11 protein-coding genes and 3 tRNA genes are annotated in these 12,142 nt (G+C 45.3%); 12 read left to right on the forward strand and 2 right to left on the reverse strand.

The features are described from left to right. Nucleotides 1-64: 64 nt before the first annotated feature. A complete protein-coding gene (gene murB, locus SDEN_RS00820; RefSeq protein WP_011494619.1) occupies nucleotides 65-1,093 on the forward strand; it encodes a UDP-N-acetylmuramate dehydrogenase in 1,029 nt (342 codons plus the stop codon). Then, on the forward strand, nucleotides 1,090-2,061 hold the full coding sequence (gene birA / locus SDEN_RS00825) for a bifunctional biotin--[acetyl-CoA-carboxylase] ligase/biotin operon repressor BirA (RefSeq protein ID WP_011494620.1): 972 nt from the start codon (nucleotides 1,090-1,092) through the stop codon (nucleotides 2,059-2,061). Before murB ends, birA begins: the two co-directional genes overlap by 4 nt. 16 nt (nucleotides 2,062-2,077) lie before the next feature. Here the strand turns inward: birA and SDEN_RS00830 are convergent, their stop codons facing one another. After that, nucleotides 2,078-2,623: a hypothetical protein gene (locus SDEN_RS00830; RefSeq protein ID WP_011494621.1), complete on the reverse strand. Its 546-nt coding sequence runs from the start codon at nucleotides 2,621-2,623 to the stop codon at nucleotides 2,078-2,080. Between the two features lie 25 nt (nucleotides 2,624-2,648). Continuing rightward, nucleotides 2,649-3,593: a type I pantothenate kinase gene (gene coaA / locus SDEN_RS00835; RefSeq protein WP_011494622.1), complete on the reverse strand. Its 945-nt coding sequence runs from the start codon at nucleotides 3,591-3,593 to the stop codon at nucleotides 2,649-2,651. 229 nt (nucleotides 3,594-3,822) lie between these two features. On the opposite strand from coaA, the gene SDEN_RS00840 reads away from it, so the two are divergent. The 10 genes from SDEN_RS00840 to rpoB all read left to right on the forward strand — a co-directional run bounded on the left by SDEN_RS00840 (nucleotide 3,823) and on the right by rpoB (nucleotide 12,129). Next, nucleotides 3,823-3,898: transfer RNA gene (locus SDEN_RS00840), tRNA-Thr, on the forward strand. Nucleotides 3,899-3,907: 9 nt separating this feature from the next. Continuing rightward, nucleotides 3,908-3,992 (forward strand) — tRNA-Tyr (locus tag SDEN_RS00845). Nucleotides 3,993-4,028: 36 nt separating this feature from the next. Then, nucleotides 4,029-4,102, forward strand: a tRNA-Gly gene (locus tag SDEN_RS00850). Between the two features lie 359 nt (nucleotides 4,103-4,461). Next, the gene (gene secE, locus SDEN_RS00855) at nucleotides 4,462-4,833 is read left to right on the forward strand and encodes a preprotein translocase subunit SecE (RefSeq protein ID WP_011494623.1); all 372 of its coding nucleotides are present in this window, start codon (nucleotides 4,462-4,464) and stop codon (nucleotides 4,831-4,833) included. A gap of 9 nt (nucleotides 4,834-4,842) precedes the next feature. Then, nucleotides 4,843-5,394: a transcription termination/antitermination protein NusG gene (nusG, locus tag SDEN_RS00860; RefSeq protein ID WP_011494624.1), complete on the forward strand. Its 552-nt coding sequence runs from the start codon at nucleotides 4,843-4,845 to the stop codon at nucleotides 5,392-5,394. A 128-nt stretch (nucleotides 5,395-5,522) separates the two neighbouring features. Further along, nucleotides 5,523-5,951 (forward strand): 50S ribosomal protein L11, encoded by a 429-nt coding sequence (gene rplK / locus SDEN_RS00865; protein ID WP_011494625.1) that lies wholly within the window; start codon nucleotides 5,523-5,525, stop codon nucleotides 5,949-5,951. A gap of 4 nt (nucleotides 5,952-5,955) precedes the next feature. Further along, nucleotides 5,956-6,657, forward strand: coding sequence for a 50S ribosomal protein L1 (rplA, locus tag SDEN_RS00870; protein WP_011494626.1), 702 nt, complete (start codon nucleotides 5,956-5,958; stop codon nucleotides 6,655-6,657). Nucleotides 6,658-6,941: 284 nt separating this feature from the next. Then, nucleotides 6,942-7,442 carry a 50S ribosomal protein L10 gene (rplJ, locus tag SDEN_RS00875; protein WP_011494627.1) on the forward strand — a complete coding sequence of 167 codons (501 nt, stop codon included), beginning with the start codon at nucleotides 6,942-6,944 and terminating at the stop codon, nucleotides 7,440-7,442. A 54-nt stretch (nucleotides 7,443-7,496) separates the two neighbouring features. Continuing rightward, on the forward strand, nucleotides 7,497-7,865 hold the full coding sequence (gene rplL, locus SDEN_RS00880) for a 50S ribosomal protein L7/L12 (protein WP_011494628.1): 369 nt from the start codon (nucleotides 7,497-7,499) through the stop codon (nucleotides 7,863-7,865). A 232-nt stretch (nucleotides 7,866-8,097) separates the two neighbouring features. Next, nucleotides 8,098-12,129, forward strand: coding sequence for a DNA-directed RNA polymerase subunit beta (gene rpoB, locus SDEN_RS00885; protein WP_011494629.1), 4,032 nt, complete (start codon nucleotides 8,098-8,100; stop codon nucleotides 12,127-12,129). Nucleotides 12,130-12,142: the final 13 nt, after the last annotated feature.

Genomic DNA, 12,142 nt, shown 5'->3' on the forward strand with positions numbered 1-12,142 from the left:
GCTTTCTTAGGCGCGAGTGGTTACAATGAGTTATCTGTTACTGGTAATTTTTTGATTTAACCCTATGACTGTTTCTGAACCTTGGCATTCACTCAAGATGCACAATACCTTAGGCTTGGCGCAAACTTGCCATACCTTGCTAGAGGCCCGTACCACCGAGCAGCTTATTCAATTAAGCCAACAGGCCTTCGATGGGGCTAAACCTATGTTGGTGTTGGGCGGTGGCTCGAACCTAGTCTTCACCGATGATTTCGATGGCGTGGTAATACAGGTGCTGTCTAAGGGCATAGCGGTAACGCAAGATGAGGACTATTTCTATCTTAGCGTACAAGCAGGAGAGTCTTGGCATGGGCTGGTGGAATATTGCCTAGCTCACAATATGCCGGGACTTGAAAATTTAGCCTTGATCCCAGGTACGGTTGGCGCCGCGCCAATCCAGAATGTCGGTGCCTACGGCGTCGAATTTAACCAAGTGTGTGACTGGGTCGAGTATCAAGATTTAACAACAGCGACACTAATAAGGCTTGATAATGCGGCTTGCGAGTTTGATTATCGCGAGTCCATTTTCAAGCAGCAGCTTAAAAACCGTGCCGTCATTACCCAATTACAAATTAAGTTAGCCAAACATTGGCAGCCGGTGCTCAATTATGGTCCGCTGCAACATCTAGTAGCCGATAGCGTTACGCCTCAGGACGTTTTTGACTGTGTCTGCCAAGTGCGCCAGGAAAAACTGCCCGATCCGCAAGTGATAGGCAATGTGGGTAGCTTCTTTAAAAACCCGCTAATTTCGGCGCAGCAATACCTTGAATTGATGAAGCAGCATTCCGATATCGTGGGTTATGCCCAAGAGGATGGTCAGATAAAGCTTGCCGCAGCTTGGCTGATTGACCAAGCGGGCCTGAAAGGCATGAGTGTCGGCGGCGCCGCGGTGCACAAGGCCCAAGCATTGGTGTTAATTAATCAAGATAATGCAACAGGTGAGCACATCTGCGACTTAGCCAAGAAAGTCATGGCAGAGGTTGAAGCAAAATTCGGGGTAAAACTAGCCGCTGAACCTAGGATCATGGGAAGGCAGGGAGAGATAAGTTTATGAGTATACAGTGGCATAACAAAAGACAAATTTTAGCATTATTATCTTCCGATCATTTTGTTTCCGGCGAGCAATTAGCCCAAGAATTAGCTATATCACGCTCGGCGATTCAACAACAGATCGAAGCCATGGGCGAGTTCGGTATAGATATTTATTCTGTGAAGGGCAAGGGCTACAAGCTGGCAACGCCCATCTGTCTCTTAGATGAAACTCAGTTATTGCAGCAGTTATCTAACCGCTGTTTTTACTTTAACGACATACCTAGCACCAATGCCTTTATGCTCACTCACGGCCAAGAACTCAAAAGTGGGGATATTTGCTTGGCAGAATATCAATCTGCTGGCCGTGGCCGCCGTGGCCGTCAGTGGTTATCTCCTTATGGTCACCATATTTATGCTTCATTGTACTGGCGCTTGGAGCAGGGCATGCCTCAGGCCATGGGCTTAAGCCTAGTGGTAGCGTGCTCGATTGTGACTGTGCTCAAACAAATGGGGGTGAGCGGACTCGGGCTTAAATGGCCGAATGATATTTACCTTAATGACAAGAAGCTGGCCGGTATTCTCATTGAGCTTATTAATAGTGCAGAGCAGGCGTGCCAATTGGTGATAGGTTTTGGGATTAATATGAGCATGTCTGCCAGTCAAGGTGAGCTTATCGACCAACCTTGGAGCGACTTGTCTACCCTCGAGTCTATGCCCGACAAAACCGAGTTGGTAATTGCGGTGCATAAGCAGCTAAAACAGGATCTTAAACGCTTTGAAGCCGCGGGCCTTAAGGATTTTATTGATGCCTGGCAGGCGGATGATATTTTTATGGGCCGGGAAGTGAGTTTACTGATGGCACCTAATGAAGTGACTGGGATTTATAAAGGCATAGATGAGCAAGGCGCAGTGCTGCTGCAAACAGCACAAGGGCTTCAGGCGTTTGTCGGCGGCGAGATAAGCTTGAGAGCGACTAATAAGATGGCTTAAGGGGTGTAAGCTAGGGCTAGATAGCACTCAATTCCTTCATGAATTGCTCATAGTCTGCGGTATCAAAATTTTGTGAGTGACGATTCATAAATCCGTGTAGTGAAGTCACTTGCTGTATTTGCACGTTATCTGTGTTCGACAGAGTGGCAATTAGTTCAGAAATTGAAAAGTACGGTTCAGCCGCTGGGAATATCAGTTTCACTGGGAATAAAGGGACTATATCTGCTGAATAACGGATCTGCGAGCCATAAAAACCGATTGCGGAAGCGATGTTACTCGCGGCTGCAAGGTCGGATATTTTCCATATGGCAGCAGCGCCAACACTAAAACCTATCAGCATAATTGGGCCAGTCTTGGCCGTTATTGTCTCCAAAAGGAGTGCCGCATAAGCCTCTAATCCTATTTCAGATGCGAAATAACGATACGCCTCAGCTTCATCATTAAAATTCATGATTTTTGCATTATAAGGGTCTAGTACTTCGACCTCATGTGCAATGTTTGCAGCGATTTCATCTAATGCTGCTGTTTTGCCAAAAATATCAGTGACTAGGATGGTATTCATAGTTTACCTCTGGCCTGTGAAAGCATTATCTGCGCATTAACACTTGGCTGATAAGGTGGTCCTTGCCTTTTTTCAAGATAAGCTTGGCGCGCTCACGGGTCGGCTGGATATTTAACTGCAGGTTTGGGCCGTTAATGGTGTCCCAAATATTGGCGGCGATGGCATTGGCTTCACCATCAGAAAGCGTCGCGTAATGATGAAAGAAAGATCTAGGGTCATTAAAAGCGCCGTGACGGAACTGCAAGAAACGCTGTTGATACCAATCTTTTAATAAACTCTCATCGGCATCCACATAGATAGAGAAATCTACGAAGTCAGACACGAAGGGTCTACGGGTCTCTACTAAGGTATCGAGCCCTGTCTGTAACACATTCAAACCTTCGAGTATGATGATGTCGGGTTGTGCTATCACTTGATGCTGGTCAGTTAATCTGTCGTAGGTGATGTGGGAATAGAGCGGCACCTTGACATTATTATCCCCAGACTTCACCGCGGAAATAAATTCGCCTAACAGCTTAGTATCATAGCTTTCGGGGAAGCCTTTGCGTTGCAGTAAGCCTTTGCGCTTTAATTCGGCTAATGGATATAAGAAGCCGTCTGTAGTGACTAAATCGACTTTAGGATGCTCGGGCCAGCGTTGCAGCAAAGTTTGCAGTATACGGGCTGTGGTGCTCTTTCCAACGGCCACGCTGCCTGCAATGCTGATGATGTAGGGGCTTTTGGGCGCTTGTTGGGACAAAAACTTATCGATAACCAGGCCGCGCTGCTGTTTGGCACCGACAATAAGATTCAGTAAGCGGCTTAGAGGCAGATAAATATCTGTGACTTCATCGAGGGACAGCTTTTCATTCATGCCTTTAAGCTGGGTTAGCTCGGCTTCACTCAAGGTGAGCGGCACTGATTTTCTAAGTTCAGCCCACTGTTCGCGCTCAAACGATAAATAAAGGGCGTCTTGTATTGAGTTTGCCACTATCTTAACCTTTCTCTTAGCTTGGTTTGGCACAGTACACCAAGGTGTTAGTGGGAACAATAGTCACACAGGTATTTGCAATGTCATCTTGGCTGTCTCGGCGAGTTTTTAGCCAAAAAAAGCCATTAAGGATAAAAAAGCAACGCTTAAGCGAATTTTTTAGCTTTTTTTACATTTTACACTTGCACTCTAAGGCACATTTCCATAATATCCGTCCCCGAAATGATGCGCCGGCATAGCTCAGTTGGTAGAGCAACTGACTTGTAATCAGTAGGTCCCGAGTTCGACTCTTGGTGCCGGCACCATATTTCTGTGGAGGGGTTCCCGAGTGGCCAAAGGGATCAGACTGTAAATCTGACGGCTCAGCCTTCGAAGGTTCGAATCCTTCTCCCTCCACCACTTTATATACTAATTTGCCATCAGGCGAGTTAGTGCGCGGACATCGTATAATGGTATTACTCCAGCCTTCCAAGCTGATAACGCGGGTTCGATTCCCGCTGTCCGCTCCAACTTTTCAAACGTCACTTCTTGTTTTATTCGATTTATTTCTCTCATTAATAAAAAACGCCTGGCTCAGGTTTTTTCTGTTTTTTATTTTTCAGCGATGATATTCAAAATACATGCGAAGTTGTGCAATTAAGCTTCACTTTTGATGGGGGGAGCAAAATGCGCTTTAAGATTTCGGCTTTTTGCCCCTAAGCCAAGCACACTGTCTTGCTAACAAAGCTGAATAAGAATACAATCTATGGCCGAATTTTTGACCCTGTGCTGACGCATTTCTAAGGGAAAACTCGGAAATGCATATTTGTAAGATATAAATATCTTTCAAGCCATAAGCTTAGGTCGCTGTAAGTAACGGAATAAACCGATGACAACTAATACTGAAAACCAGACTAACTCTCTGGATATCGTGAAGTGGGGCATAGTAATTGTATTACTCGCTGCTGCTATTATTGGCAACCAAATGTTTGGCGAGGCAAGTGTTGTCGTTCGCGCTTTAGGCGTAATCGTCGCGTTTGTGATTGCTGGTTTGATTGCACTTCAGACTGTAAAGGGCAAGATAGCGCTAGCTTTTGCTCAAGAAGCTCATATTGAAGTACGCAAGGTTGTTTGGCCAACGCGTCAAGAAGCGTTAAACACCACCTTTATAGTACTGGTTGCTACCGCTATCGTTGCGCTGATCCTGTGGGGATTTGACGCGGTATTGTTACGACTCGTAAATTTAATCACTGGCGTATAGGCATCTTAAATGACTGAAGCTAAAGAAGTTAAGAAAAGATGGTATGTGATCCAAGCTTTTTCTGGGTATGAAGGTCGTGTATCTAAAACCCTGCTTGAACATATCAAAATGCACAACATGGAAGACTATTTCGGTGAGATTTTAGTTCCTACCGAAGAAGTGGTTGAAATGCGTGCAGGTCAGCGCCGCAAGAGTGAGCGTAAGTTCTTTCCTGGTTACGTATTAGTTCAGATGGAAATGAACGATGACAGCTGGCACTTAGTGAAAAGTATCCCGCGTGTAATGGGTTTCATTGGTGGCACTTCAGATCGTCCAGCACCGATTTCTGATAAAGAAGCCGATGCAATCCTGCAGCGTCTACAAGACACTGTTGAGTCGCCTACTCACCGTATCATTTACGAGCCAGGTGAAGTTGTTCGCGTTTGTGACGGTCCATTTGCTGACTTTAACGGTACCGTTGAAGAAGTGGATTACGAGAAGAATCGCGTTAAGGTGTCGGTAATGATCTTCGGTCGTTCGACTCCAGTGGAATTAGATTTTCATCAAGTTGAAAAAAGCTGATTAAAATAACCACAAAAACCATTTGTTTGCGGGTATGGAGTTTTGTATAATCCGCACCCGTTGTTTCACGGGGAGCATATTGGCATGTCGTCAATAGGCGTTTGAACCCAAACTGAGGAAATGTCGACATGGCAAAGAAAATTGAAGCTTATATTAAGCTACAAGTTAAATCTGGTTCTGCTAACCCTTCACCACCAGTTGGTCCAGCTTTGGGTCAAAAAGGTGTGAACATCATGGAATTCTGTAAAGCGTTCAACGCACGTACAGAAAAAATGGAAAAGGGCATGCCAATTCCAGTGGTAATCACTGTATACAGCGATCGTTCATTCACGTTCGAAACTAAGACGCCTCCAGCATCTTACTTACTGCTTAAAGCAGCGAACTTGAAGTCTGGTTCTGCTCGTCCGAACACAGTAAAAGTAGGTACTATCAAGCGTAACGCTGTGCAAGAAATTGCAGAGCTGAAAGCAGCTGATATGACTGGCGCCGATGTTGAAGCGATGACTCGCACAATTGAAGGCACTGCACGTTCAATGGGTTTGGTAGTAGAGGACTAAGATAATGGCAAAGCTAACTAAGCGTATGCGTGTAATCCGCGACAAAGTGGATGGAATGAAGAGCTACGATATAAACGAAGCTGTGGCACTATTAAAAGAATTGGCTACTGCTAAATTCGTTGAAAGTGTTGATGTTGCTGTGAATCTTGGTATTGACCCACGTAAATCTGATCAAAACGTGCGTGGTGCTACTGTACTTCCACACGGTACTGGTCGTGATGTTCGTGTTGCTGTGTTCACACAGGGTGCCAATGCCGAAGCTGCAAAAGCTGCTGGCGCTGAACTTGTAGGTATGGAAGAACTGGCTGAGCAAATCAAAGCCGGTGAAATGAACTTTGACGTTGTTATCGCATCTCCAGATGCAATGCGCGTTGTTGGTATGTTAGGTCAAATCTTAGGCCCACGTGGTTTAATGCCTAACCCTAAGACTGGCACAGTAACGCCAAACGTTGCTGAAGCAGTTAAGAATGCCAAAGCCGGTCAAGTTCGTTACAGAAATGACAAGAACGGTATTATCCACACTACTATCGGTAAAGTGGATTTCACGACTGAACAGTTGAAAGAAAACTTAGAAGCTTTAGTGTCAGCACTGAAGAAAGCTAAGCCAGCTGTTGCAAAAGGCGTTTTCGTGAAGAAAATTAGCATCTCTACCACTATGGGTGCAGGTGTTGCGGTTGATCAGGCTACGCTTGAAACTGCTAACTAATTTTACAAAGAGCGGGCATTAGTCTATAATGCGCGCACTTTGTGGGTTGAAGCCGTTATTAGTGTGATTTCTTAAAGTTAACTTTTTGATTTGACTAATAGACCGGCTTCCGTCCAAGACCGCAGGTGTTGTCAACAGACATACTTAATTTCCTGCGTAGACGGTGTCAGGCCCCAGCTAAATTTTTTTACTGGAAATCTGCACCGTAAGTAATCAAATGCATGTTGTGTTTGGTTTGGTAAATTCTAGGGATTTCCCTAGGTAGAATCCAGGAGTAAAGCCTAATGGCATTAAGACTCGAAGACAAAAAGGCAATTGTTGCTGAAGTCAACGAAGCTGCCAAAGGTGCGCTTTCTGCAGTTGTTGCCGATTCACGTGGCGTAACTGTAGGTGCTATGACTGTTCTGCGTAAAGCTGCTCGCGCTAATGGTGTTTATGTACGTGTTGTACGTAACACTCTAGCCAAGCGTGCGGTTGAAGGTACTGCTTTTGAGTGCCTAGCTGAAACATTCACTGGCCCAACTTTAATTGCTTTTTCTAACGAGCACCCAGGTGCTGCAGCGCGTCTTTTAAAAGACTTCGCTAAAGGAAATGCAAAATTTGAAGTTAAAGGTGCAGCTTTTGAAGGGATGTTTATCCCTGCAGTTGACATTGATCGTTTAGCGAAACTACCAACTTACGACGAAGCACTAGCTCAGTTGATGATGACTATGAAAGAAGCATCTGCTGGCAAGTTCGTACGTACATTGGCCGCCCTTCGCGATCAAAAACAAGAAGCCGCTTAATTTCAAGCTGGCAGCTTAATAAAATTGAATTCAGAACAATAGGAAATATTTCTAATGTCTATCACTAAAGACCAAATCTTAGAAGCCTTTGCAGCTATGTCTGTAATGGACGTTGTTGAACTAATCGAAGCAATGGAAGAGAAGTTCGGCGTTTCTGCCGCTGCTGCTACTGTTGCTGTTGGCGGTGACGCTGGCGCTGCTGCTGAAGAGCAGACAGAATTCGACGTAGTTATGACTTCACACGGTGACAACAAAGTTGCTGTAATTAAAGCCGTTCGTGGCGCTACAGGTCTAGGCCTGAAAGAAGCTAAGACTATGGCTGAATCTTCTCCAATCGCCATCAAAGAAGGCGTTTCTAAAGAAGAAGCTGAAGCACTTAAGAAAGATTTAGAAGCAGCTGGTGCTGTTGTTGAAATCAAGTAAGCTTTAGCTTATTTGATCACCCAAGCAATTGGGTGAAGGCTGGCGGTTTTTTAACCGTCGGCCTTTTTTGCGCTTTATGCGCAGGCGATTTTTTTCACCTTTTTTCGCCAGTTTTAACAGTCCCTAGCAGAGATTACTGGTTAGGTTCTTGTCAACAAGGGTGATAGGCAAACGTGCTGATTTAATTAAATTTATTTCAGTCTTGGTCACATTCCGTAAGCAGAGGAAACCCATGGTTTACTCCTATTCTGAAAAGAAGCGTATTCGCAAAGACTTTGGTAAGCGTCCACAGGTGTTGGATATCCCTTATCTATTGTCTATCCAACTAGACTCTTTTAAGAAATTCACCGATCAAGACCCTACCGGTGAGCGTGGTTTTGAAGCCGCTTTCCGTAGCGTTTTTCCTATCAAGAGCTTTTCTGGTTACTCTGAGCTGCAATATGTCAGCTACAAGCTAGGTGAGCCAGTATTTGATGTGAAAGAGTGTCAGATCCGTGGTGTTACGTATTCGGCTCCATTACGCGTTAAATTGCGTATGGTGTTATTCGATCGTGAAGCCGCAGCCGGCACAGTAAAAGATATTAAAGAACAAGAAGTCTACATGGGTGATATCCCATTGATGACTGATAACGGTACCTTCGTTATCAACGGTACTGAGCGTGTTATCGTGTCTCAGTTACACCGTTCTCCAGGCGTGTTCTTCGACCATGACCGTGGTAAAACCCACTCTTCAGGTAAGGTGCTGTATAACGCACGTATTATTCCTTACCGTGGTTCATGGCTCGATTTTGAATTCGATCCTAAAGACGCCTTGTTCGTTCGTATCGACCGTCGCCGTAAGTTACCAGCGACTATCATGCTACGTGCACTAGAATATTCGACTCAGGACATCTTAGACTTATTCTTCGAACGCATTCAGTTCAAGATCAAGAAAGATTCTTTAGTGATGGCACTTGTGCCAGATCGCCTCCGTGGCGAGACTGCAAGCTATGACATTAAGGCTGCTGATGGCAGTGTATTAGTTGAAGCTGGCCGTCGTATTACTGCCCGTCACATTAAGCAGCTTGAACAATCCAACACTACTGAGCTTGAAGTGCCAGTAGATTACATCGTTGGCAAGTATGCTGCTCAAGACTATATCGATGAAGATACAGGTGAAGTATTAGTTTCTGCTAACAACGAAATTAGCTTAGAAGATTTAGCTAAGTTATCGATTGCTGGCATTAAAGAAATTGACACCCTGTTCATCAACGATCTTGATCACGGTGCTTATATTTCTGACACACTACGCATAGATTCAACAACTAACCGCTTAGAAGCCTTAGTTGAAATCTACCGTATGATGCGTCCTGGTGAGCCGCCAACCAAAGATGCAGCTGAAGCATTATTCCAGAACTTGTTCTTCAGTGAAGAACGTTATGACTTATCTAAAGTAGGTCGTATGAAGTTCAACCGTCGTCTTGAGATTGCTGAAGACGAAGGTAACGGCGTATTGTCAAAAGATGACATCGTTTGCGTTATGAAGAAAATCATCGAAATCCGTAATGGTTATGATGAAGTCGACGACATTGACCACTTAGGTAACCGTCGTATTCGTAGCGTAGGTGAAATGGCTGAAAACCAATTCCGTGTTGGTCTAGTCCGTGTTGAGCGTGCCGTTCGTGAACGTCTATCTTTAGGCGATCTAAACGAGCTAATGCCACAAGACTTAATCAACGCTAAGCCTATTTCTGCGGCAGTGAAAGAATTCTTTGGTTCTTCGCAGCTGTCTCAGTTTATGGATCAGAACAACCCATTATCAGAAGTGACGCATAAGCGTCGTATTTCTGCGCTTGGTCCTGGTGGTTTGACACGTGAACGTGCTGGCTTCGAAGTCCGCGACGTACATCCAACTCACTACGGTCGTTTATGTCCAATCGAAACGCCTGAAGGTCCAAACATTGGTTTGATCAACTCGCTTGCGAGTTTCGCCCGCACTAACTCTTACGGTTTCTTAGAAACACCTTACCGTAAAGTGGTTGAAGGCGTGATCACCGATGAAGTTGAGTACTTATCAGCCATCGAAGAAGGCCGCTATGTGATTGCCCAGGCTAACATCGAAGTTGATAGCACTGGCCGCATGGTTGAAGAACAAATTGCTTGTCGTCACAAAGGTGAATCTACCTTTATGCGCGCAGCTGACATCCAGTACATGGATGTATCGCCACAGCAGATTATTTCTGTGGCAGCGTCCTTGATTCCGTTCCTAGAACACGATGATGCTAACCGTGCATTGATGGGTGCGAACATGCAACGTCAAGCCGTTCCTACACTGCGTGCTGATAAGCCGTTAGTAGGTACTGGTATTGAACGTACGCTTGCTGTCGACTCAGGTGTTGTGGTTGTGGCTAAGCGTGGCGGTGTGGTTGACTATGTTGACGCGAGTCGCATCGTAGTTAAGGTTAATGAAGATGAGCTACGCCCAGGCGAAGCGGGTATCGACATTTATAACCTGACTAAGTACACCCGCTCTAACCAAAACACCTGTATCAACCAGCGTCCATGTTGTTTCGTTGGCGAGCCTGTGGTTCGTGGTGACGTATTGGCCGATGGTCCTTCTACCGATTTAGGTGAGTTGGCGTTAGGTCAGAACATGCGTATCGCGTTCATGCCTTGGAACGGTTACAACTTCGAAGATTCGATCTTAATCTCTGAGCGCGTAGCCCAGGAAGACAGATTCACGACTATCCACATTCAGGAGCTTTCATGTATTGCTCGTGATACTAAGTTGGGTAGCGAAGAAATCACTGCCGATATTCCAAACGTAGGTGAATCTGCTCTGTCTAAGTTAGACGAGTCAGGTATCGTATACATTGGTGCTGAAGTTAAGGGTGGCGATATTCTAGTGGGCAAAGTGACGCCAAAAGGCGAAACACAGTTGACCCCAGAAGAGAAACTTCTCCGAGCTATCTTTGGTGAGAAAGCTTCTGACGTTAAGGACAGCTCATTGCGCGTTCCTAACTCAGTGAAAGGTACGATTATCGACGTTCAAGTCTTCACTCGTGATGGCGTTGAGAAAGATAAGCGTGCCCTAGAAATCGAAGAAATGCACGTTGCTCAGGCCCGTAAGGACCTAGGTGAAGAGTTTAAGATCCTTGAAGAAGGCGTATTAAGCCGTGCACGTAACTTGCTACTGTCTGCGGGTTACTCAGAAGCTAAACTTGCTGAATTACCACGTAAAGACGTGCTAATCCAAGTGATTGACGATGAAGCTAAGCAAACTGAGCTTGAGCAATTAGCCGAGCAACATGAAGAACTTAAAGCTGACTTTGATAAGAAATTTGAAATCAAGCGTCGCAAGATCACTCAAGGTGATGACTTGGCACCTGGCGTACTTAAGATTGTTAAGGTTTACCTTGCAGTTAAACGTACTATCCAGCCTGGTGACAAGATGGCCGGTCGTCATGGTAACAAGGGTGTAATCTCTAAGATTTGTCCTGTTGAAGACATGCCATACGATGAAGAAGGTAATCCAGTAGATATCGTGCTTAACCCGTTGGGCGTACCATCGCGTATGAACATAGGTCAGGTACTTGAAGTCCACATGGGTGCTGCCGCTAAAGGCATAGGTAATAAGATCACTGCTATGCTCGAAGAGCAGCGTGAAATTGCCGAGCTTCGTGGTTACATCAAGCAAGTGTATGAGTTAGGTGATGACGTGCTACAGCGCGTTGATATCGATTCATTCAGCGATGATGAAGTTGTCCGTTTGGCGACTCACCTTAAGGGTGGTATTCCAATCGCAACACCAGCATTCGATGGTGCTAAAGAGAAAGAGATCAAGCAAATGCTTGCTCTTGCAGGCTTACCAGAGTCTGGCCAGTTGACCTTATGTGACGGCCGTACCGGTAACGAATTTGAGCGTAAAGTAACCGTTGGTTACATGTACATGCTCAAACTGAACCACTTAGTTGATGACAAGATGCATGCTCGTTCTACGGGTTCATACAGCTTAGTGACTCAACAACCATTGGGCGGTAAAGCTCAATTCGGTGGTCAGCGTTTCGGTGAGATGGAAGTGTGGGCACTTGAAGCATACGGTGCTGCATATACTCTGCAGGAAATGCTAACGGTTAAGTCAGATGACGTTAATGGTCGTACACAGATGTATAAGAACATCGTAGACGGCAATCATCAGATGCAACCAGGCATGCCTGAGTCTTTCAACGTATTGTTGAAGGAAATTCGTTCACTCGGTATCAATATCGAGTTGGATCAAGAGTAAGCATCGCTCTTAA

Source organism: Shewanella denitrificans OS217 (genome assembly GCF_000013765.1).
Taxonomy (GTDB): domain Bacteria; phylum Pseudomonadota; class Gammaproteobacteria; order Enterobacterales; family Shewanellaceae; genus Shewanella; species Shewanella denitrificans.